Origin of the sequence: Flavobacterium panacis, assembly GCF_024649945.1 — a bacterium.
GTDB classification, from domain to species: Bacteria; Bacteroidota; Bacteroidia; order Flavobacteriales; family Flavobacteriaceae; genus Flavobacterium; species Flavobacterium panacis.
Genome location: NZ_JANKMS010000005.1, coordinates 367,142 through 388,898, shown reverse-complemented (window position 1 = coordinate 388,898; position 21,757 = coordinate 367,142). Strand labels below are relative to the sequence as shown.

At 32.3% G+C, this 21,757-nt stretch carries 19 protein-coding genes; 5 read left to right on the top strand and 14 right to left on the bottom strand.

The window, feature by feature from the left end:
* Positions 1 to 37: 37 nt before the first annotated feature.
* From NQQ59_RS13545 to NQQ59_RS13535, 3 genes are all read right to left on the bottom strand, one after another.
* Positions 38 to 517 carry a hypothetical protein gene (locus NQQ59_RS13545; protein WP_144215858.1) on the bottom strand — a complete coding sequence of 160 codons (480 nt, stop codon included), beginning with the start codon at positions 515 to 517 and terminating at the stop codon, positions 38 to 40.
* 213 nt (positions 518 to 730) lie between these two features.
* Complete coding sequence (locus NQQ59_RS13540; RefSeq protein WP_057116000.1) at positions 731 to 970, bottom strand: NifU family protein; 240 nt, start codon at positions 968 to 970, stop codon at positions 731 to 733.
* 83 nt (positions 971 to 1,053) lie between these two features.
* Positions 1,054 to 2,184 (bottom strand): Mrp/NBP35 family ATP-binding protein, encoded by a 1,131-nt coding sequence (locus tag NQQ59_RS13535; protein ID WP_144215856.1) that lies wholly within the window; start codon positions 2,182 to 2,184, stop codon positions 1,054 to 1,056.
* Between the two features lie 394 nt (positions 2,185 to 2,578).
* On the opposite strand from NQQ59_RS13535, the gene NQQ59_RS13530 reads away from it, so the two are divergent.
* Positions 2,579 to 4,177, top strand: a complete 1,599-nt coding sequence (locus NQQ59_RS13530) for a L,D-transpeptidase family protein (protein WP_144215854.1) — start codon at positions 2,579 to 2,581, stop codon at positions 4,175 to 4,177.
* A gap of 62 nt (positions 4,178 to 4,239) precedes the next feature.
* Here the strand turns inward: NQQ59_RS13530 and NQQ59_RS13525 are convergent, their stop codons facing one another.
* The 3 genes from NQQ59_RS13525 to NQQ59_RS13515 form a co-directional block, all read right to left on the bottom strand.
* Positions 4,240 to 6,672 carry an ABC transporter permease gene (locus tag NQQ59_RS13525; protein WP_144215852.1) on the bottom strand — a complete coding sequence of 811 codons (2,433 nt, stop codon included), beginning with the start codon at positions 6,670 to 6,672 and terminating at the stop codon, positions 4,240 to 4,242.
* 120 nt (positions 6,673 to 6,792) lie between these two features.
* Positions 6,793 to 7,500 carry an ABC transporter ATP-binding protein gene (locus NQQ59_RS13520; RefSeq protein WP_144215850.1) on the bottom strand — a complete coding sequence of 236 codons (708 nt, stop codon included), beginning with the start codon at positions 7,498 to 7,500 and terminating at the stop codon, positions 6,793 to 6,795.
* A gap of 150 nt (positions 7,501 to 7,650) precedes the next feature.
* Positions 7,651 to 8,895, bottom strand: coding sequence for an efflux RND transporter periplasmic adaptor subunit (locus tag NQQ59_RS13515; protein ID WP_144215848.1), 1,245 nt, complete (start codon positions 8,893 to 8,895; stop codon positions 7,651 to 7,653).
* A 158-nt stretch (positions 8,896 to 9,053) separates the two neighbouring features.
* Here NQQ59_RS13515 and NQQ59_RS13510 point away from each other — a divergent pair, with 158 nt between their 5' ends.
* Both NQQ59_RS13510 and NQQ59_RS13505 read left to right on the top strand, forming a co-directional pair.
* Positions 9,054 to 10,406 carry a sigma-54-dependent transcriptional regulator gene (locus NQQ59_RS13510; protein ID WP_144215846.1) on the top strand — a complete coding sequence of 451 codons (1,353 nt, stop codon included), beginning with the start codon at positions 9,054 to 9,056 and terminating at the stop codon, positions 10,404 to 10,406.
* A gap of 149 nt (positions 10,407 to 10,555) precedes the next feature.
* On the top strand, positions 10,556 to 11,881 hold the full coding sequence (locus tag NQQ59_RS13505; protein ID WP_144215844.1) for a sensor histidine kinase: 1,326 nt from the start codon (positions 10,556 to 10,558) through the stop codon (positions 11,879 to 11,881).
* Between the two features lie 177 nt (positions 11,882 to 12,058).
* On the opposite strand, the gene NQQ59_RS13500 is transcribed toward NQQ59_RS13505, so the two are convergent.
* From NQQ59_RS13500 to NQQ59_RS13480, 5 genes are all read right to left on the bottom strand, one after another.
* Positions 12,059 to 12,385, bottom strand: a complete 327-nt coding sequence (locus tag NQQ59_RS13500; RefSeq protein WP_144215842.1) for an MGMT family protein — start codon at positions 12,383 to 12,385, stop codon at positions 12,059 to 12,061.
* Positions 12,386 to 12,468: 83 nt separating this feature from the next.
* Positions 12,469 to 13,107: a LysE family transporter gene (locus NQQ59_RS13495; RefSeq protein ID WP_144215840.1), complete on the bottom strand. Its 639-nt coding sequence runs from the start codon at positions 13,105 to 13,107 to the stop codon at positions 12,469 to 12,471.
* Positions 13,108 to 13,150: 43 nt separating this feature from the next.
* Positions 13,151 to 13,828 (bottom strand): tRNA (guanosine(46)-N7)-methyltransferase TrmB, encoded by a 678-nt coding sequence (gene trmB, locus NQQ59_RS13490; protein ID WP_144215838.1) that lies wholly within the window; start codon positions 13,826 to 13,828, stop codon positions 13,151 to 13,153.
* A gap of 249 nt (positions 13,829 to 14,077) precedes the next feature.
* Positions 14,078 to 15,460 (bottom strand): ammonium transporter, encoded by a 1,383-nt coding sequence (locus NQQ59_RS13485; protein ID WP_144215836.1) that lies wholly within the window; start codon positions 15,458 to 15,460, stop codon positions 14,078 to 14,080.
* A gap of 263 nt (positions 15,461 to 15,723) precedes the next feature.
* Positions 15,724 to 16,212, bottom strand: coding sequence for a nuclear transport factor 2 family protein (locus NQQ59_RS13480; RefSeq protein ID WP_144215834.1), 489 nt, complete (start codon positions 16,210 to 16,212; stop codon positions 15,724 to 15,726).
* 257 nt (positions 16,213 to 16,469) lie between these two features.
* On the opposite strand from NQQ59_RS13480, the gene NQQ59_RS13475 reads away from it, so the two are divergent.
* Complete coding sequence (locus NQQ59_RS13475; protein WP_144215832.1) at positions 16,470 to 17,132, top strand: hypothetical protein; 663 nt, start codon at positions 16,470 to 16,472, stop codon at positions 17,130 to 17,132.
* 96 nt (positions 17,133 to 17,228) lie between these two features.
* On the opposite strand, the gene NQQ59_RS13470 is transcribed toward NQQ59_RS13475, so the two are convergent.
* Complete coding sequence (locus NQQ59_RS13470; protein WP_144215830.1) at positions 17,229 to 17,543, bottom strand: HPF/RaiA family ribosome-associated protein; 315 nt, start codon at positions 17,541 to 17,543, stop codon at positions 17,229 to 17,231.
* 331 nt (positions 17,544 to 17,874) lie between these two features.
* On the opposite strand from NQQ59_RS13470, the gene NQQ59_RS13465 reads away from it, so the two are divergent.
* Positions 17,875 to 18,108 carry a hypothetical protein gene (locus tag NQQ59_RS13465; protein WP_144215828.1) on the top strand — a complete coding sequence of 78 codons (234 nt, stop codon included), beginning with the start codon at positions 17,875 to 17,877 and terminating at the stop codon, positions 18,106 to 18,108.
* Between the two features lie 44 nt (positions 18,109 to 18,152).
* On the opposite strand, the gene NQQ59_RS13460 is transcribed toward NQQ59_RS13465, so the two are convergent.
* Together NQQ59_RS13460 and NQQ59_RS13455 are read right to left on the bottom strand one after the other, a co-directional pair.
* Positions 18,153 to 21,293, bottom strand: a complete 3,141-nt coding sequence (locus tag NQQ59_RS13460; protein WP_144215826.1) for a DEAD/DEAH box helicase — start codon at positions 21,291 to 21,293, stop codon at positions 18,153 to 18,155.
* Positions 21,290 to 21,685: a (deoxy)nucleoside triphosphate pyrophosphohydrolase gene (locus NQQ59_RS13455; protein ID WP_144215824.1), complete on the bottom strand. Its 396-nt coding sequence runs from the start codon at positions 21,683 to 21,685 to the stop codon at positions 21,290 to 21,292. The genes NQQ59_RS13460 and NQQ59_RS13455 overlap by 4 nt, the downstream gene beginning before the upstream one ends.
* Positions 21,686 to 21,757: the final 72 nt, after the last annotated feature.

The following is a 21,757-nucleotide window of genomic DNA, read 5'->3' as shown; positions in this document are numbered from 1 at the left end:
ATAGAATTTGAAAACGTGTTCAAACTCTTTATTAATTTTAACTTTTGTCTTTTAAGCTAAAAGCATATTCTTTTCGATTGCCGTCTTTCAGGCGCATTTTTACACCAATTATATTGCCTCCCTTTTCTAATATAGTGACAACGGAGATGACAGAGTAATAATCTTTATCAGCTTGGAAAATTAATGTTCCTTCGTAGGTAGAGTTTAATACTCCTTGCTTGTCTGTCAGTGCGGCAAGTTTTCTCGGATGAGAGAACTCGGCAGAACTGTAAGTTGCTTTATTTGAAAACTTTGCTTTTCCGTCGCAAAGGTCATATAAAAAATCATAATTGCCAATTCTTAAAGCGCCTTCTTCAGTTTTTCCATTCGTAGAAAATATAATTTGTCCCGAATATTGAAAATCTGACCATTCTTCAGATTCATTTACCCAAGCTTTATAAGCAAGAAGCGTTTGACCCTGTTGTGCATTTACGACACTTACAAACAATAATAAAAAAAGAGCGTAATAGTTTCTCATAGTTTAAGATTTAGGGTTAGTTTACAAATTTAAATTAAAAATGTAACAATTCTGTAACCGAAACTCTTAAATCTTTGAGTAGTTTTTTATGAATGTCTCAAAAAACTGCATTTTATAAAGGTTTTTTTGTGAATTTTTCACACAAACAACAATAAGGCTTATTATTCTTGTTAAAAATCAAAAAAACGATTCTTTACAAAATGTATTCTTTTGTTACATTATGTTTACCACTGTTTCAATTTGTGGTGCATATTTTTTTATAGTTGTTTCAACTCCTGCTTTCAGTGTCATTTGATTAACGCTGCAGCTAATACAAGCTCCTTCCAAACGAACTTTTACATGTTTGTCATCTTCAATAGAAATTAATGAAATATCTCCACCGTCAGATTTTAAAAATGGTCTTATCTCATCTAAGGCCAATAAAACATTATTTGTTAATTCTTCTGTTGTCATAATTATAATGTGTCAATTGTGATAATGTGCCAATTAGAAGATTTTAAAAAATTATCTAATTGACAAATTATCTCATTTTCTAATTAATTTTTCTTTACTGCAGAGCAACCTGCCATTGTTGTAATTTTAATAGCTTCAGTTGCAGGTAAGCTTTCGTTTCTGTTTACTGTTTCCTGAACTACATTTCTAGTAATTTCTTCAAATACTTTTTCTATTGCAGAAGCGGTTTGCAATGCTGCTGGACGACCGTAATCTCCTGCTTCACGAATAGATTGTACAATTGGAACTTCTCCTAAAAATGGAACTTCAAGATCTTGAGCAAGATTTTTAGCACCTTCTTGTCCAAAGATATAATATTTATTGTCAGGTAATTCTTCAGGCGTGAAATAAGCCATGTTTTCAATAATTCCTAAAACCGGAACATTGATATTATCCTGCATAAACATCGCTACTCCTTTTTTAGCATCTGCTAAAGCTACAGCTTGTGGTGTACTTACTACAACAGCTCCAGTAATAGGAAGAGACTGCATGATAGACAAGTGAATATCTCCGGTTCCAGGAGGTAAATCCAAAAGCATGAAATCTAATTCGCCCCAATCTGCATCAAAAATCATTTGATTTAATGCTTTTGCAGCCATTGGACCTCTCCAGATTACAGCCTGACTTGGAGCAGTAAAAAATCCGATAGAAAGCATTTTGATTTCGTAGCTTTCGATAGGTTTCATTTTTGATTTTCCGTCAACCGTTATAGAAACCGGTTTTTCGTTTTCAACGTCGAACATAATCGGCATTGAAGGACCATAGATATCAGCATCTAAAACACCAACTTTAAAGCCCATTTTTGCAAGCGTTACCGCTAAGTTTGCCGTTACAGTAGATTTTCCTACTCCTCCTTTTCCAGAGGCAACTGCAATAATATTTTTGATTCCTGGAATAGCACGACCTTTAATTTCAGGCTTTTCAGGAGACTCTACTTTAATATTTACTTTAACTTTAGCATCAGGAGAGATCAATTCGTGAATTGTTTTTCTAATATCGTCTTCTGCTCTCTTTTTAATGTGCATTGCCGGTGTGTGCAATACAAGGTCTACAACAGCTTCATCGCCAAAAGTAATAACATTGGTTACAGCGCCGCTTTCAACCATATTTTTTCCTTCGCCAGCAATAGTAATTGTTTCTAATGCTTTAAGAATTTCTTTTCTATCTAATTTCATTGTAATGGGCTATTTTTCTATACTAAAAAGTCAGTTTTAAAGATTGTACTTATTTAAACTGAATTCAGGGTGCAAAGATAACGCATTAAGTTCGGAATTAAGCGATTTTGAATTGTAATTATTGATATAGAGATTATTCAAAATTATGAAGTTTATTTTTTTTGAACTTTTAAATCTAAAAATAGAAATATTTTGGTCTAGTCAAGACTGCTTTTTTGTATAAATATTCTTCTTTTTTGAAGTTGATTCTCATAAAACTTCGCTATATTTGAGTACCCAAATCTATGATTTCCAGTTAAAAAAAGTATGTGAAAACTTATCTTTTAGAATTCTTTATTGGGTTTTCCGTATTTTTTTTGAGAAGTTATTTTTTATCATTCTAAACTTTAAAAATATGCGAAATTTTACTTTTTCTACAATTATTATTGCGATTAGCTTTTTTGCATTTTCATTTCATCCTTACTCAGATAAAACAGAAAGCAGAAAGGCTTTTATGAATAATAAATATGTCTCAGCGCTCAACATAGATGCGGCATCTTTAAATGCTTTCTTTAAAAAATATCCTAAACTAAAAAAGTATCAGAAAGATGTTGAGGATCTTTACAAAAACAAGCAGTATAAATCGATTTGGTATGATGATGATAAGATTACTGAATTTGCGGCCTTATTGTATCAAAAAGTAAATGTGCTGAAAGATCAGGGAATCGATAATAAAATGCCTTATAAAGAGGTAATCGATCAAGCATTTAATGAAAGTGATAATATTGATCCTCCAAAGTTAGATACCGAATTGCTTCTAACTAATATGTATATTTTCTATGCCAGTAATGTCTATTCTGGGGTAGATCCTGCGACATTAAAGAAAATTGGCTGGTTTTTGCCTGCTAAAAGTATTTCTTATTCTAAAATTTTAGATTCTTTAATTGTAGACACCAATCGCTTAAATGAAGATGATAATCTTTTGTTTAGTCAATACTACAAATTGAAAGACGCATTAAAAAAATATCGAAAAATTGAAACTGATGGCCTTTGGAAGAAAATTACAATTGACAGTGCGAATTTCAAAGATTTAAGACCAGATGATACTGCAGTTGCTATTAAACAAATTAGAGAGCGTTTGTTTATTATTGGAGATTTGAAACGTGATTCTAAAAGTAATGTTTATGATGAAGAATTAATGGCTGCAGTTTGGAATTACAAAAAACGATACAATCTGAAAATAAATTATGCCATAACTAGAGAGCATATCAATCAGATGAATGAGCCCATCAGCAAAAGTATTAAGACTATAATGTTGAACATGGAAAGATGTAGATGGATTCCGACCAACTTGTCTAAAGCAAATGAGTATGTAATGGTCAATATTCCTTCTTTTAGGATGTTTTATGTAAAGGATGGGAAATATGCTCTTGTTTCGGATATTTTTGTTGGTAATAGGTTGAGTGAAACCGTAATATTCAGTGGTATGATGGACCGAATTGTTTTCAGTCCGTATTGGTATGTTCCGCAGAGTATTATTCAAAATGAATTGAAATCGCAGATTGCAAGAGATAAAAATTATCTGGCCGAAAATAATATGGAATGGAATGGAGGTCGTGTAAGACAAAAACCAGGACCTAAAAACTCATTGGGATTGGTAAAATTCATGTTTCCAAATCCAAATGATATTTACATGCACGATACACCGGCAAAAAGTTTATTCGATTTTGAAAATCGTACATTCAGTCATGGTTGTATTAATGTAAAAGAAGCAAAAAATTTGGCTCTGGCTATTTTAAAAGATAATCCAGACTGGCCTGCAGATAAAATTGATAAAGCTATGAGCGGCGAAAAAGAAACAACCTGTATGCTTAAACAAAAAATCCCGGTTTATATAGGTTATTTCACTGCCTGGGTTCAGGATAATGGTGAAATAAACTTTTTCCCAGATGTGTATAGTCGTGATGAAAGTTTAGATAAACTACTTTATTCTGATGCTGTAACGATGAATTAAAATAAAAAACCCGGCAGATTTACAGGGAATCTGTCGGGTTCTAAAAAAAATGGTCTACAAGCTTATTCGTATTTTAAATATTTTAAAACGTCTATTTTGGTTACCTGAAAAGCTTTTGTTAAAACAATTAGCAATGTTAAAAACAGAAGCGAGATCAATGCAATACCAAAAGGAACGGGTGATATTCCAATTCTAAAAGCAAAATCTTCAAGCCATTTTTGTAATAAGATGTAAGCTGGAATAATTCCGATTCCAAATCCTATTAGACAGAAAATTATATATTGTTTTGATAATTCTTTTACTAAAATATCAGTTTCTGCTCCTAATGTTTTTCTAATGGCAATTTCTTTCAGTCTTCTCTCCATCGAAAATGATGCCAAAGCGAACAATCCGAAAATGGCAATTACAATTACAACCAAATTTAAGATGAAAAAGAGGTTTTTTTGCTTAACTTGTTCTTCATAAGTCTTTGCAAATCCTTTGTTAACAAATTGATAGTCAAAAGGGTAGTCTGGGTTTACGTTTTTCTCCCAAAAATATTTCAATTTTTCTAACGTTTCTGTTAAATTATTTGGTGAAACCTTTACAAAGATGTTGTTGAAATTATTCCATTTTAAAGTTTTAATGTTTATAAAAACCATTGGTGGAACTTTATTTTGAAGTCCTGTAATATGAAAATCTTTCACAACACCCACAATTTTGAACTTCAAACTATTGCCATCTCCGATACTCCACCCCGAAGTTATAATCGTATTAATTGGTTTTTTCAAATTCAGCGTTTTAGCTAATGTTTCATTAATCAGCATACTGCTTACGGTATCTGAAGCGAATTGAGGGGATAAATCGCGGCCTTCAACGATTTTTATTTTCATCATTTCAAGGAAACCAAAATCCATTTCAACATTTCGTGGTTGAACAAAAATACCATTATGTGTAAATCCAGAACTTGAGTTGGTGCTGCCTCCAAAACTTCCTGCAAACGTAGTAACATCTACGACGCCAGGTATTTTTTTAATTTCAAATTTATCAACACCATATTGTTGTACTCTTTTTTGTCTGTCTGGTTTGTTGTATGTAATTGAGATTACCTGATCACCACTGAATCCGAGATCTTTATTCATCATATAATTAACCTGAGAATTGACAATCAAAGCACCAATGATAAAAAATGCTGCAATTCCGAATTGAAAAATAAGCATTGAATTTCGAATCCAAATACCGCTTTTGCTTCTGGAGAAATTACCTTTTAGAACTTTTAACGTCTCAAAATTTGAGATATAAATGGCAGGGAAAATACCCGCAAGAATGATTACTAATCCAAATATAAAAATGAGCTGCAGGTAAAATTCACTGCCATTCATAGTCAAATTTTTCTTCAAAAAGGTATTGTAATAAGGTAATGAAAGCTCTACAATCGCCAAAGCAAACAAAATAGCCAGTATAACAATTATTGCCGTTTCAAAAATGAACTGTGTTATAATTTGTTTCTTTGAAGCTCCTACAATTTTACGAACTCCAACTTCTTTTGCGCGTTTTATTGCCGATGCAGTAGCTAAATTGATGTAGTTAACTAATGATAAAACCAGAATTAAAACAGATAAACCACTCATGATATAGAGTAATTTTAAATTGCCTACACCTTCTGGGAAATTTTGTCCTGCTGAACTTTTTGTTCCATGCAAGCGAGACATTTGCAATTGGTCCAGAATCACGGTGATTTCTCCATTTTCTTTTACATATTGTTCTACGGTTTGTCCGCTTTCTTTAGCATCTTTCAAAGTTCTGTTAACAAAATTGACATTTTGCATTTTCTTTAAAACTGCAACTGGATCGGCGCCTTTTTTGATCTTAACAAGCAAGCCATAATTGAAGTTTCCCCAACTATTTTCGTCGCCTTCACGTTTTACGCCGCTAAAAACATAATTAGGTTCGATTGATGAAGGTTTAATGATACGATAAACCGATTTTACGGTATAAGTTGCCGTGTTGTAGGTTATTGCTTTTCCAATTGGATCCTCGTCTTTAAAGATTAATTTTGCCTGTTCTTCAGAAATGGCAACGCTGTTTTTCTCTTTTAAAATGTTAGTTTTTGCTCCCTTTATAATTTCAAATGGAAAAAAATCGAAGAAACTTTCATCACTTACAGTGATCTTTTTGGCCATCAATTTTTGATCCTGATATTTGATGATTTCTTCGTTATACCAAGTATTGAAGAAACAGATGTTTTCAATCTCAGGAATGGTTGATTTACAGGTTTGACCAAACGGAATGGAGTTAGAACCCCAAGTGTCGCCAGTTGCGCCAATTTTATTCAACACCATATAGGCACTTTCCTTATTTGGATTCCATTGATCGTAAGAATGCTCGTTGTTCCAATAAAGAATGGCGAAAATAACCGAAGCAATCCCGATGCTTAATCCTAAGACATTTAAAAACGAAAACAATTTGTTTTGCTTTAAATGATATAAAAATATTTTAAACCAGTTAAAAATCATGGTGTATGTTTTTAGTTAAATGAATTTTTTAAAAAAGCTTTTAAAGCGTTGTAAAAATTTTGCAAACCAATTCTACCAGAACTACGAGTGCAGTAACAATAATTTTAATCATGATTTCATTTATTTAGCATCCATAAAAACATCAACATTACGCTGATTTAATTTCTCAGAAAATATAACTCCATCTTTCATATGAATCGTTCTTTGAGAAAAAGAAGCGTCATAATTAGAGTGGGTAACCATCAAAATGGTGGCGCCTTTAGCATGTAAATCGGTTAAAAGTTCCATTACTTCATTACCGTTTTTACTGTCTAAGTTTCCTGTTGGCTCATCGGCTAAAATAATTTTTGGATCATTTACTAAAGCTCTTGCCACGGCAACTCTTTGTTGTTGTCCTCCGGAAAGCTGTTGCGGAAAATGTTTCAAGCGATGAGAGATATTTAATTTTTCTGCAATGGCTTCAATTTTTTGTTTTCTTTCCGAAGCTTTTACGTTGTTATAAAGCAATGGAAGCTCGATATTATCATAAACAGAAAGCTCGTCGATTAAGTTGAAGTTTTGAAAAATGAAACCGATATTTTCTTTTCTCACCTGTGCTCTTCCTTTTTCTTTTAAGCCAATCATTTCTTTGTCTAGCAATTTATAGCTTCCGTCGTTTGCGCTATCTAAAAGTCCGATTATATTTAATAAAGTCGATTTTCCACAGCCCGAAGGTCCCATTATAGTTAAAAAATCTCCTTTTTTAATTTCTAAGTTGATACCGCTTAAGGCAGCAGTTTCTATTTCTTCTGTTCTAAAAACTTTGGTTAAATTCTGAATTGCGATCATAATTTTTAAGGTTTTGAAATGTTATTAAATACGTTTTTTGATTGATGATTGAAACGATGATTTTTATAATTGTGAATTGTAATTTGTAAACTGAACACCGCGACTGCGACCGTGACTGTGACTGCTACCGTGACTGCAACTGAAAACTAATTACTGTTTCTCAAGTGAAAGCTCTTCAATATCTTTATAGTCAGAATAAGAAGAAGTAATTACAGATTCGCCTTCTTTTAATCCTTCTAAAACTTCATAATAAGAAGGATTTTCGCGTCCGAGTTTTATATTGCGTCTTTCGGCTTTATTTCCTTTTACAACAAAAATCCATTTTCCTGCTGCTTCCTGATTAAAAGTTCCCTTCGGAATTACTAGTGTTTTATTCTTTTCAGATAAAATTAGTTTTACGCCAAAACTAAGTCCATCTTGCAGTACAATATTTTCTTTTGAAACAAAAGCCAGTTCAACTGTAAAACGGCCGCCTTTTACTTCTGGAATTACTTTAGTAACCAAAACTTCAAGATTTTTTCCTTTAAATTCCACTTGGCCTTTTAAGCCTTCTCTGATTTTTTCTAAGTAAAATTCGTCAACTTCAGCGGCAAGTTTGTATCCTTTGTTGGAATCAATTTTTCCGATGCTTGCTCCAGCTTGAAAAGATTTTCCTAAAACTGTTTCAAAAGAAGTTAATCTTCCTGTTTCTGGAGCTGTAATCAAGAAGTTTTTTTTGTTGTTTCTAAGAATTTCCAAACTCTTTTCCATCGTCTGAATAGAACGGTTGATTTGAGCAATCTGAACCTGATTGCTTTGTTTTTCTTTTTGAACACTCTGTTGAATAGTTCTTTTACGTTCTTCTTGAAAACGAAGACTTTCTTTAAAAGTATTCCAGTCATTTCTGGAAATTACTTCTTTCTCATAAAGCTTCGCATTCATATCATATAATCTCTTGGCGTCATTGTAATCGTGTTCAATTAAAACCAAATCTTTGGTTAAGTTTAATTCCTGATTTCTAATGTTCAATTTTCCTGTATTCAAATTGTTGATTTGCTCAATAATAGCAGTTTCCTGAGTTAGATAATTCAATTCTGTATTCGGATTGTATAATCTTGCCAAAGATTGTCCTTTAGTAACCATTGCACCATTTTCTACAAAGATCTCTTTTACAGAACCACCTTCAGTAACGTTTACCAACATGACATTCAAAGGTTCGACTTTTGCCTGAAAAACAACAAAATCTTCAAAAAATTCTTTTTCCGCTTTCTGAATAACCAATTCATCCGCTTTTACATTTAAAGTTCGTTTAGTATTAAAAGCAAAAAAGACGATTACAGCCAAAACTAAAAAAACAGCAATTGCTATTGTGAGATATCTAAATTTTTTATTTTTACGAGGAATTATCTTGTCCATTTCTTTAATAATTTACTGATAATCAATAAGTAAATTCTGTGCCATAAAATTTATTATTTATAAACCATTGATTTTAAAGAGACTTTGGAAATCAATAAAAAAATCTAGTGTTCGATAATGAACAGTTGACCGTTCGGAAGCGGACAGAAAAGTATCACATGAGAAAAAAGCAAGCCCAAATATTAATAGTTGACGATCAGGAAGAAATTCTTTTTTCGGCAAAAATGATTCTCAAAAAGCATTTCGAAACGATTTTTACGACCAATAGTCCAAAAAAAATCATTTCAATTTTGGCCGAAAATGAGATAAATGTGGTTTTGTTGGACATGAATTACAGAATTGGTTTTGAAGATGGGAGAGAAGGAATTCACTGGCTGAAAGAAATCAAAACACTTTCGCCCAATACAGTTGTGATTTTAATGACCGCTTTTGGTAAAATCGAAACGGCTGTTGAAGGTATAAAAATTGGTGCTTTTGATTATGTTTTAAAACCTTGGAACAATGAAAAATTGCTGGAAACGATTGATAAAGCGCTTTTAGAAAGTAGAAAAAACAATAAAAAGACAACGGCTGAAAAAGAAGAAAAAGTCGAAAAGAAATATTTTGTTGGTACTTCAGCCAAAATAAAACAAGCTTATTCTATTGCCGAAAAAGTAGCCAGAACCGACGCCAATGTTTTGATTCTGGGGGAAAATGGAACTGGGAAATATGTTTTTGCGGAGTTTATTCATCAAAACTCAGAAAGAAAAAATCAGCCTTTTGTGCATGTAGATTTGGGATCTTTGAGTGATAATTTATTTGAAAGCGAACTTTTTGGTTATGCCAAAGGCGCTTTTACAGATGCTAAAATTGATACTGCTGGTCGTTTTGAAAATGCTGCAAACGGAACGATTTTTTTAGATGAAATCGGAAATATTCCGCTGCATCTTCAGGCTAAATTACTTCATGTTTTACAAACCAAAACTGTGACACGTTTAGGAGAAAGTAAACCAAGACCATTGAATGTACGCGTGATTGCTGCTACCAACAGCGATATTAAAACCGAAGTGAAAAATAAAACGTTCCGTGAAGATTTGCTGTATAGAATTAATACGATGGAAATTAATCTGCCTTCTTTACGAGAAAGAAAAGATGATATCGTTCCGATGGCCAACTTTATTTTGGAACGAATTGCAGAAAAATACAATCAGGAAAATTGGCATTTTGAGGAGAATGCTGCGTCTTATTTGGAAAAATATCCATGGAAAGGAAATGTCCGAGAAATGGAAAATAAAATAGAACGTGCCCTAATTTTAGCAGAAAACAATACGATTTCTGTACTAGATTTAGATATTTTAGATTTTGAAGAAATTCAGATAAATGATGAAAATCCGCTGTCTGAAATGGAAAAAGGAGCAATCGAAAAAGCTTTGTTTAAACATAATGGCAACATTAGTAAAACTGCCGAAGAATTAGGATTATCTCGTGCCGCTTTATATCGAAGAATTGAAAAATACGATTTAAAAAATTAAAGAAAATGAATAGCGTCCAGCTTTAGCTGGATGAATGTAATAAGGAAAGATGAGAGGCTTTAGCCAAATATAAGAATTTTGGCTAAAGCCTTGTTTCTACAGAAAAAATTATCTCTCCAGCTAAAGCTGGAGGCAATTCAAACTAAATAATGAAGAATTGGAAATTTTATAATGCTTTATTTGTGAGAGTGCTATTTGTAATGGCGCTTTTTCTCTGCAGTGCTTTATTATTTTATAAAGGATTTCGATTCAATGCTCTTTTGGTCGGTTTTTTTGTAGTGGTTTTTCTTTTTGAAATGTATTTTTTCGTCAAAAATCAACTGTTGTTTTATGATAAAACGATCAATTCAATTTTACATGATGATTTCTCTACCTATTTTCCAGAAGAACATAAAAAGGAGAACTTCAATAGTTTGTATGTTTTGTATGATAAGCTGAAAGATCAAAGACAAGAACAGATTTCGAAAGAACTAATTTATCAATCGATCTTAAATAGTATCGATACTGCTGCCTTAATTTTAGAAAAAGAAAACGAAAATTGGTCCATTTTTATACTGAATGACTGCTTTTCAAATCTGTTTAAAGTGCCTAAAGTAAATCATTGGAAATATCTTAAAAATTATCTCCCAGGACTTTGTGAAGAGATTGAAAATTTGGGTTTTACAGAAGTTAAGACTGCGATTTCTATTAAAATAGAAGGGCAGGATTTACAGACATTTATGCTTCAGACTTCACGAACGCAAATCTATAATAAAGAGTATTTCATTATTTTACTAGACAGTATTCAACGTGTAATTGAGAAAAAGGAGAAAGAAGCTTGGATTAATTTAATGAAAATCATTTCGCATGAATTGATGAATTCTTTAACGCCAATTCGTGCGCTTTCGCAGAATTTACTTCATATTGTGGATCAGGAAGAATTGCAAGAAGATGATTTCGAAGACATCAAAAGCAGCATTTCGACTATTATCAACAGAAGCGATCATTTGCAGTTTTTTGTGGAGAATTATCGTAAACTGGCGATGCTTCCAACGCCAAACAAACAAATGACGCCAATTAATTCTTTGTTTGAAGATTGTTTACGAATTATGAGTCCGATTCTGAAAGAAGAGGGAATTGAATTAATCAATGAGATTCATAGTTCCCGTTCTATTTTGATTGATAAAAATCAGATGGAACAGGTCATTATCAATTTGATTACGAATAGTATTCATGCCTTAAAAGAAAAAGAAGAAAAGAAATTAAGGATTTCAAGTTATACCGAAAATAATCGCTTTTTTATTGCGATTTCAGACAACGGAAAAGGAGTTGATGCTGAAATTAGAGATAAAGTTTTCTTGCCATTTTTCACCACCAGAAAAGACGGCGCCGGAATTGGATTAACACTTTCTAAAAACATCATAGAAGCACACGGAGGCTATTTAAGCTACCAAACCGATGAAGATCAAACGAGTTTTGTGATTTGTTTGATTTGATTTTTTGAACCATATAAGTCATATAAGTTCATTTAAAGTTTTACTTTGTCATTTAATCTCGCAAAGACGCGAAGTCGCAAAGAAAATTTAAAAGTAACTTTGCGACTTCGCGTCTTTGCGAGAGATATAAAAACACTTTTTAAATGAACTTATATGACTTATATGGTTAAATATTTTTCAACCTTGAATTTCAGGTTTCCAGAAATGTTTTTCTAAATCTACAATTTGATTATCGACTACTTTAATGCCTTCGTTTTCTAAAAGTTGCTGCATTAAATTAGTTCCATCAAAATGGTGTTTTCCTGTCAAAAGCCCTTTTTGGTTTACAACTCGATGTGCGGGAACATCATCCATATTATGACAAGCGTTCATTGCCCAGCCTACCATTCTCGCAGAACGAGCCGCGCCTAAAGCTTTTGCAATGGCACCATAAGAAGTTACTTTTCCGTACGGAATCTGTCTTGCAATTGCGTAAACTCTTTCGAAAAAATTTTCTTCAGCCATTTTAAAATATTTTTACCATTAAGATATGAAGTTAATAAAGATAAAAACTTAAATTTTCTTAATTACTTAATGGTTGGTTTTATTTATCCAAAGTAGTAATTCAGGATATTAAAAAGAGTTACAAGAGCGATTACGCCTGTAATTGTTCCGATAATGGTATTCATGTTGCGCATTAAATAATCTGTTTTCTTTTCTATTTTTCCGAAGAAAGCAATATAGCCGTACAAAGCAGCAAAAGATCCTAAAACAGAACCCAGAACAAACGTAAAGATGATATTGTTTTCAAAAACAAAAAGATGATAAGAAGCCAAAGTAACACTTACCACAACATAATACGGAATAGGGAAGAAATTTAATCCAGAAAGTAACATTCCGAGAAAGAAACGGCTTTTTTTACTACTCTTTTTAATCTTCGATTTTTTCTTGGTTTTGGGTTCTTTAGCAAGAAACAAAAAATATATCGTTAAGACAGAAAAGATTCCAAAACCAACTTCACGTAAAAGTGTAACAACATCGGGACGATTGTCAATTACACGTGCAAATAAAACCGCAACATAAACCTGAAAAAAGATAACCAGAACAGCGCCGATAGCAAACCATAAAGCATTCTTTTTTCCTTCTTTCAAATTTATTTTAGCTGCCGTCATGTTGATTAATCCTGGCGGAATAATCCCAATAGCTGCGGCAATAAAACCTGAAAGTAAAGGAGTAAGATATCCCATTCAGTAGTTTATGTGATTAAAAATTTGCGTTCGGAAAATTAAATTAGTCTTTAATTTTGAAACGAATATACGTAATTGCCTTGTTAATTTCTAAATATTGTTTCTCATAAAATGTTTGAATCGAAGTTACCACTTCTGGACTTCCTTCATTTTTGTACACATTATGATTGGCATATAACACTTCGTGACCTTCACCATGAAGTAATCCAAGCGTGTATCCGTGCATAAATTCGCTGTCGGTTTTTAGGTTTACGACACCGTCTTTTTTAAGGATTTTTTTGTATAATTTCAAGAATTCAGAATTCGTCATTCTGTGTTTCGTTCTTTTGTATTTGATCTGCGGATCTGGGAAAGTAATCCAGATTTCGTCAACTTCTCCTTCAGCAAAAATATGATTGATCAATTCGATTTGAGTACGAACAAAAGCAACGTTATGAAGACCGTCTTCTACAGCGGTTTTAGCACCACGCCAGAAACGTGCACCTTTAATATCGATTCCGATAAAATTTTTGTCTGGGTATTTTTCAGCCAATCCAACAGAATATTCTCCTTTTCCACACCCTAATTCTAAAACTAAAGGATTGTCATTTTTAAAGAAATCAGAATTCCATTTTCCTTTTAAAGGCATTAAATCGCCTACAACTTCTTCTCTAGTTGGTTGAAAAACGTTTTGAAATGTTTCGTTTTCTCTGAATCTTTTAAGTTTATTTTTACTTCCCACTTGTACAAAAATTTTCGGCAAAATTAAGGAATATAAACGAATGAAAGTAGTGGAATTGCGTTTAAAAGTTTTTCCGCCACGAATTCACGATTTTTTTTTTTTCACTAAACCGAAATTTCTAATCGATTCCTATGAGTTTTGATTTTAAGCGAATGAAAGAAGTGAATTGCTTTTAAAAGTTTTTCGCCACGAATTCACGAATTATTTTTAAACTAAAATTCGTGAATTCGTGGCGAAAAAAAATATTTTTTAACCGTAATGAGGTTCTGTGATTGGTTGTGCTTTCGGATCAAGAGATTCATCGTGTTGTGATAAATCCAATCCAATATGTTCTGATTCTTCAGAAACTCTCAACGGAATTATAAAGTTGGTTACCTTAAATAAGAAATAAGCTCCGAAGAAAGTAAAGATAGAAACCAGAACCAACGCCATCATGTGATGCCCGAAAACATTCCAGCCTCCGTGAAGTAAACTTGCATCTTCTCCGTGAGCAAAAATTGCAGTTAAAATCATTCCCATAATTCCACCCACACCGTGACAAGCAAAAACGTCAAGCGTGTCGTCGAATTTTTTAGAATATTTGCAGTTTACAGCTGTATTAGAGACCAAAGCCGTTATGAATCCGAAGAACATACTTTCTGGAACAGAAATAAATCCGGCAGCAGGCGTAATGGCAACTAAACCAACAACAGCACCGATACAAGCTCCTAAAGCAGAAACTTTTCTTCCGTTCATTCTATCAAAGAAAATCCAAGTTAACATTGCAGCGGCAGATGAAGTTGTAGTGGTTGCAAAAGCCATTGCGGCAGTTCCGTTGGCAGCAAGAGCAGATCCTGCATTAAATCCGAACCATCCAAACCAAAGCATACCAGTTCCTAATAATACAAACGGAATATTGGTTGGAATGTGCTGGCTGTTTTTTCTTTTTCCTAAAACAATAACTCCCGCCAAAGCGGCGAAACCAGAGCTCATGTGAACTACAGTTCCTCCAGCAAAATCTTTTACTCCAAAATAACTTCCTAAAACACCAGTCGGATACCAAACTGCATGACATAAAGGGGCATAAATGAAAATAGTGAATAAACTAATAAATACTAAATAAGAGATAAAACGAACGCGTTCTGCAAACGAACCTGTAATAATCGCTGGACAGATAATCGCAAATTTCATCTGAAACAAAGCAAAAAGCATAAACGGAATCGTATTTGCCAATTGTTTATGAGGCAAAACGCCTACATAATCCATAAAAGCAAAAGTAGTCGGATTTCCGAAAAAGCTGTAAAAATGATCACCAGAACCAAAACCAACTGGCTCTCCAAAAGCTAAACTAAATGCTACAACAACCCATAAAAGTGTTACCACTCCTAAACAGATAAAACTCTGAAGCATAGTCGAGATAACATTTTTCTTTCCTACCATTCCACCATAAAAGAAAGATAGTCCAGGAGTCATGATTAAAACTAAACAACTTGAAGTAAGCATCCAGGCAACATCGGCAGGAACAATATGATCTGTAGTTCCGAATTCTGATAAAACATAGTTATTTTCGGTTACTGTTGGCCAAAATGCACCGATTGTGCACACGACACTGATCATAATAAAGGAAATAATCCAGCGTTTTTCTATTTTCATTTTTAAAATACTTTGTTTAACCCTATTTTTTTTGGGGTCAAAGTTAAAAAAAAATAAATATTCTCGTTTTAAAGGCTGATAAAATAGAGGTTGGTGTGTAATTTTGATTGATATTTTAAATTACACTATGTTTTTTTGATAGTATCTTATTTTAAAGTTACAAAAAAGCACCGTTTTTGCCGAATTTATTAAAATTAATTTATCAATTCGGCTTGTAAGGTGCTTAAAAAGTTATGTTTATAAAAAGAAATAGGTGAAATGTTTTATTTCTTTTGAAGCTTTGCGATCAAAGCATCTTCAATTGGTGCTTTTATTTTGGTTACAGCATCAACTTCGTCATTTGGAACGGTCATCGATAAAACATAATGTTTAATTTTCCATTCGTTGCCTACTTTTATCAAAACTCCAGAACCGCGACAGATTTTCATTTGTGTGTCAAGCAATTCGTCGAACCAAGCAATTTTTCCTGTTTTATCAAAAAAGATATGACGTTCCAATGCTTTAAAATTCCATGTTGTTCCTTTGTCGAAATACGGTTTTGCCCAAACTTTAAATTCTTTTTTGGTCCAGTTTTCAGTTGCATCTGTTCCTATGTAGATCGCATCATCTGCCAAAGTGTTGAAATAAGCGTCAAATTTTACTTCACCAGCGGCTTTGTGCCAAGCATCTAAAGTTTGATTGATTTTGTTTTTGTCAGTTTGAGCATTTGCAAAAGAAGCAACGAATAAAAGAAGTAAAAGTGTTTTTTTCATGAGTAGTATTATTTGAGTTTAAAGGTATTCATTTTTTAAACCATATAAGTAATATAAGACAATTAAAGGAAATTAAAGAAGGCGCACTATTGCCACAAAGGCACGAGGACGCCAAGTTTTATTTTAAGATTCTTAGCCACTCTGTTCCTTTGTAGCTTTGTCTCTTTGCACCTTATCAAATAATTATCTTACATTACTTATATGGTGAAATCACGAAAAAACAAGTATATTTGAGAGATTTTAAAAATACCACCCCAATGAATGCAAAATTACTTATCACTTCGCTCGCTATAACTTCTTTAGTATTTGTTTCCTGCAAAAAGGAATTAGAACCGCAAGAAAGCACATCGACTTCTGAATTAGTAAGATTAGGACTTGCAAAAGATACCACTAAAACGGCTGCACCAGTTACACAAGCTTCAGCAGCAAATCCAAATACGGTTTTAAGCGATACTAAAGGAATTAATCCTGCACACGGACAACCAGGGCATCGTTGTGATATTGCAGTTGGCGCACCTTTGAATTCTGCACCAATGCCGCAAGGACAGCCAGCACAAGGACAAACTGTTCAGGTAAATCAGAATCAGCAACAACAAGTGGTTACGACGACTACAACGCCAGTTAAAACAGCAAAAGGAATGAATCCACCACACGGGCAACCAGGTCACCGTTGCGATATTCCGGTTGGAGCTCCGTTAAATTCTGCTCCTGCAAAGACAACAACAACACCAAATACAGCGCAGAGCGGAACAGTTACGCAGAATTTTACCGTTACGCCTCCAGCGGCATCAAATCCAGTTCCGGCATTGTTGAGTACCGAAGGAACTGAAGCTACAGTTGCAGACGGAATGAATCCGCCACACGGAAAACCAGGACACCGTTGCGATATTGCCGTTGGTGCTCCGTTACCGAAATCTTAGAAAAAGTAACAAAGGTGCAAAGTAACAAAGGTTCTAAGTTTTCCCTTTGTTACTTTGCACCTTTGTGCCTTTGTTACTTTTTAAATATTTTTAAATTTAATATTCTTTTATTTTTTCGAAAGTGGTAGTCAACGATTTTTTGACTTTAGCCAATGCCCCACTAAAAGCTTTTTCAAGCGTTTCGGCGTGTTCTGTAACAGTTATCGCTTGTAATTTTACAGGACGGACTTCAATCACACATTTTTTGTCATGCAAGCTGAATTTTTCCCCATTTTCATCTCCAAAGTGGATTTCTACACGGGTAATTTTATCTTCAAATCGATTCAAGCTTTTTTCTATTTCTCCAGAAAAATAACTTTCTAATCTTGCGCTTCCTTCAATGTTTTTGTCGGTGTTGATTTGTACTTTCATAACGGATAATATTTTAATGATTCATTCTCAAACTTATTTATTTTAAAGGAAAAAGACAAGCAGGTTAAGGAAATATTATGAAATTTTAAACGAATTATTTTTCAATTTTGTAATTTCGATTTATACTTAGGTTATCATAATTTATTTAAAGAAAAAACCTACAATATGTTTTTGTTTTTCATATATTTGAAGTCCTAAACTTCAAGATTATGTACACAAAAAGATTTTTGCCCGTGTGGTATGCTGGCGGTATTGGAAACAACCGTAGCGCGTTCTTGAAGGCGCAGGACAGCTAAGCTATACGGGTTTTTTATTCCTAAATTTCAAGATTATGAGTACAAACACTTTTTCCAAAGAAACCGAATTGCGATTAACTGAATTCTTCAACAATTCAATTGATTCCAAAAGTATGGCGAAATGCATTCGACAAGTAAATTATATTCTTGCTTTGAATGCAATGCACGAAAATGAATTTCTACAGCAGGAAAATATAAATCTGGATGAAAGCTTTTATTGGCTGAATAAATTGTCCGAGATTTTGGATCCTTATTTGGAGGTTGAATAATTTAAAAAATGAGAAAAGCCACTTCTACAAGTGGCTTTTTATTTTTAATCGATAGACATTTTAGCAGATTCCTTCCAAAGATAATTTGGAATTGGTTCATTTAGTTCCCATTTTATGCTCATTGGTTTTGAACCTTCAGTTTCTTTAAATAATCCCTCACCAATAAATACATATCCAAGAGTATTTCCATTTTCGTCTTTTCTTTTTTCTCTAACAAAAAGCAATATTTTTTTGTTGCTTTCTAAATGCGTTATATATGATTGCCCTTTAGTTGTTTCTGGACCATATGCATTATGTGATTGCCAGTGAAATAATGTTTCATTTATTGCATAGTCATCATACATGGTTGTTGGTGAAAAATTTTCCTCAGATTTAATCAAATTGATAAAAAGGATTTCTGTGTTTAAATTTTTGTTTTCTGCCGCACCTTCGCGGTTTGAAGATCTTTCGCTAAATGTACTTAAGCGAAAAGCTACTAATATCTGATCTCTAGTGTAACGTGCATGTAATTTTAATGGTTGCTGATAAGGTAGTTGAATATCAATTTCTTTAAAACCAATTTTATCAATTAAAATTTCTAAGACTTCTATAATTTCATTAACGAAAGTCTTGTTTTTACCTATTTGAATTATACTTTGTTCTAAAGAATCAAATCCTGATGCATTTTGCCAAACATCATAATGAAGCATTAATGACATAGTTTTTTCATTTTCGTCGAAGTCATCAATTTTAATTTTGAAATCTTTTTTTGCAATTGATAAAATGAAATTGAAATAACTTGTTGAATTGGTTGAAAACCATTTATTTTTTATTGCAGAATATATTTGTTTCTCATTTATGTTTTCGAAATCATGAATTACTCCCGCTAGCTGACATAATCTGGACCAACTATATTTTTTATAAATAGTTTGAATAGGTATATTATATAATTCAATGAAGTTTTTTAATGTTAAAGGTAAATTAGTTTGGTGTTTAAAGTTTATAATTTTATCTTTAAGTTGATTAACATTTAATGATGTTGCTTTTCTAATATTCTCTAAAATTGTTTCTTTTGTTTTTTTCTCCAGTACGATTGAACAACCTAATGGCAAATGTGGAAAATCATCTTCAATTTCTTTCTGAACGGAAGTTGCTGTTTTTCCAATTAAGGCTCTAAACTTACTTTCAAAATCATATTCCGGTCTTGCATTTCCAACAAAATCTAAAACGGTTAAACAATCTTTTCCTTCGGATAAACGTAAACCGCGTCCCAATTGTTGAAGAAAAACAGTAAGACTTTCTGTTGGTCTCAAAAACAAAACAGTATCAATTTCTGGAATATCTACCCCTTCATTAAAAATATCTACAACAAATAAATAATTAAATTCTTTGTTCTTAAATTTTGCTCTGATTACATTTCGCTCTGAAGAATTTTTTGAAGTTAAACATGCAGCTTTTATGCCTGCTAAATTAAATTTTTCAGCCATAAAACTGGCATGTTCGACGCTCACACAGAAACCAATTCCTCGAACATCATTTAAATCGTTTGTGTATTTTACTAGATTGTCGATTATTTGTCCAACTCGAATATTATTTTTGGTATATAAACTTGTTAATTCATTTGCTACATATTTTCCTTTTTCCCAATTGACATTACTAAGATCAATGCTATCTGTTATCCCAAAATACTGAAAAGGACTAAGTAGCTTTTTATTTAAAGCTTCTGGAAGTCTAATTTCAGCAGCAATTCGATTACAGAAATCATTTAATATATCAGCTCCGTCCATTCTTTCAGGTGTAGCTGTTAGTCCTAATAATATTTTAGGTTTAAAATAATCTATGATAGGTCTGTATGTTTTGGCTTCAATGTGATGAACTTCATCTATAATAATAAAATCATAATATTCAGGAGAAAGTGAAATGTTTTTAAGTCTATTATTTAATGTTTGAACTGAAGCAAAAATATATTCGTTAGAATCAGGTTCTATACCATCAACCCATAAATTACCAAAATTATTATCTTTTAAAATACCCTGAAAAGTTGCCCTTGCTTGTTCTAAAATTTCTTTTCTATGAGCAACAAAAAGTAGTCGAGAAGATTGATTATTTTTTCTAAAGTTTTTGTAGTCAAATGCCGAAATAACTGTTTTACCTGTTCCAGTTGCAGCGACCAATAGATTTTTATATCTATTATGAACTAATCTTTCTACTTCCAATTTTTCAAGTATTTCACTTTGATAATGAAAAGGTTTTAAATCGAAATAAGATGCAGTAAAAGTATATTCTTTGGAGAACTTTCCTTGCTTTAAAGCGTCAATTAATTTTGCAGAATGAATGTTTGGATTATATAATTCAAATTCTGCATTTTCCCAATATGACTCAAATGTTTTTTTAAATTTATCAATAATATGTCCAACTTCTTTTGTTGTTATTTTTAAATTCCATTCTAATCCGTCAGTTAATGCTGAACGAGAAAAATTAGATGAACCAATATAACCCGTATGGAATCCTGAATTTCTTTGAAATAAATAAGCTTTTGCGTGTAATCTTTCATTACCGGTATTATATGAAACTTTTACTTCTGTGTTTTGTAAAGAAGCTAAAAATTCAACAGCTTTTGAATCTGTTGCGCCAATATAAGTAGTAGTAATTATTCTAAGTTTTCCTCCTCTTTCTGTAAATTCTCTTAATTCGCGTTCAAGAATTCGAATTCCTTTCCATTTTATAAATGAGACTAATAAGTCAATATTATCTGATGATAGAATTTCTTTACGTAATTCACTTTCTAAAGTTGTTCCAGAATTTCCACCAGTAAATAGTTCACTATGAATAAGTCTAGTATATGGAGTAATCTCTCTTAGATGTAAGTCTAAGTCGGAAAAATAAGCATCAATTTTGGTAAAAACAGCGTTTAATATTTTGCCTTCTGTTTCAATCAAATCATCTTCAAATTCTTCTTTATTTAATTCGTCTCTTAAAAGTAAGATTATCTTATTTGCAACTTCAATTTGCCTTTCTAAAGCACCTTCACCTTTTATTAGAGTAAAAGCATATTTTATAGTTTTGCCAATATGTTGTGATAATATTTGAGCTGCTTCTGCTTTATCTATTGTAGTTTTCTTTACTTGAAATTTATCTTTATCAAGTTCATTTATTTTATAATTGATTAGTTTGGTTACTAATTCTTCGTACAATCCTTGATTCATAATTCAAGCTTTAATAATTCTTCAACAATTGGCAAGTCTGCTTCAGCCCAATCTAAATTTAATAATTCTGATTTATCTAATAATTTATAGTCTTTATGTTCTGCTAGAATAATTTCGCCTGAAATATAATTTGCTAAAAAAGGAATTAAACATATTTTAAAAGTTCCATAATCGTAATTATTATTTGTGAGTCTTTTTAAAATTTCAACTTCAACATTTATTTCTTCTTTAATTTCCCTTATAATACAATCTATTTCGCTTTCATTTTTTTCAATTTTTCCCCCAGGAAATTCCCATTTTAATGGTAATTTCATTTTGTCACTTCGTTGAGTAACTAAAATTTTATTATCCTTTAAGATAATGGCACAAGTAACATGTATAAGTTCTGACATTTATATTTTCTGATGTTGATTAAAAAATAGAACTCTAAATTATTGCCCAATATAGAAAATATTATTTCTGTT

Bases quoted from the DNA above. Each gene is read 5' to 3' on its own strand.
- NQQ59_RS13545 (WP_144215858.1), bottom strand. From the start codon at position 517: ATGAGAAACTATTACGCTCTTTTTTTATTATTGTTTGTAAGTGTCGTA.
- NQQ59_RS13540 (WP_057116000.1), bottom strand. From the start codon at position 970: ATGACAACAGAAGAATTAACAAATAATGTTTTATTGGCCTTAGATGAG.
- NQQ59_RS13535 (WP_144215856.1), bottom strand. From the start codon at position 2,184: ATGAAATTAGATAGAAAAGAAATTCTTAAAGCATTAGAAACAATTACT.
- NQQ59_RS13530 (WP_144215854.1), top strand. From the start codon at position 2,579: ATGCGAAATTTTACTTTTTCTACAATTATTATTGCGATTAGCTTTTTT.
- NQQ59_RS13525 (WP_144215852.1), bottom strand. From the start codon at position 6,672: ATGATTTTTAACTGGTTTAAAATATTTTTATATCATTTAAAGCAAAAC.
- NQQ59_RS13520 (WP_144215850.1), bottom strand. From the start codon at position 7,500: ATGATCGCAATTCAGAATTTAACCAAAGTTTTTAGAACAGAAGAAATA.
- NQQ59_RS13515 (WP_144215848.1), bottom strand. From the start codon at position 8,895: ATGGACAAGATAATTCCTCGTAAAAATAAAAAATTTAGATATCTCACA.
- NQQ59_RS13510 (WP_144215846.1), top strand. From the start codon at position 9,054: ATGAGAAAAAAGCAAGCCCAAATATTAATAGTTGACGATCAGGAAGAA.
- NQQ59_RS13505 (WP_144215844.1), top strand. From the start codon at position 10,556: ATGAAGAATTGGAAATTTTATAATGCTTTATTTGTGAGAGTGCTATTT.
- NQQ59_RS13500 (WP_144215842.1), bottom strand. From the start codon at position 12,385: ATGGCTGAAGAAAATTTTTTCGAAAGAGTTTACGCAATTGCAAGACAG.
- NQQ59_RS13495 (WP_144215840.1), bottom strand. From the start codon at position 13,107: ATGGGATATCTTACTCCTTTACTTTCAGGTTTTATTGCCGCAGCTATT.
- NQQ59_RS13485 (WP_144215836.1), bottom strand. From the start codon at position 15,460: ATGAAAATAGAAAAACGCTGGATTATTTCCTTTATTATGATCAGTGTC.
- NQQ59_RS13480 (WP_144215834.1), bottom strand. From the start codon at position 16,212: ATGAAAAAAACACTTTTACTTCTTTTATTCGTTGCTTCTTTTGCAAAT.
- NQQ59_RS13475 (WP_144215832.1), top strand. From the start codon at position 16,470: ATGAATGCAAAATTACTTATCACTTCGCTCGCTATAACTTCTTTAGTA.
- NQQ59_RS13470 (WP_144215830.1), bottom strand. From the start codon at position 17,543: ATGAAAGTACAAATCAACACCGACAAAAACATTGAAGGAAGCGCAAGA.
- NQQ59_RS13465 (WP_144215828.1), top strand. From the start codon at position 17,875: ATGAGTACAAACACTTTTTCCAAAGAAACCGAATTGCGATTAACTGAA.
- NQQ59_RS13460 (WP_144215826.1), bottom strand. From the start codon at position 21,293: ATGAATCAAGGATTGTACGAAGAATTAGTAACCAAACTAATCAATTAT.
- NQQ59_RS13455 (WP_144215824.1), bottom strand. From the start codon at position 21,685: ATGTCAGAACTTATACATGTTACTTGTGCCATTATCTTAAAGGATAAT.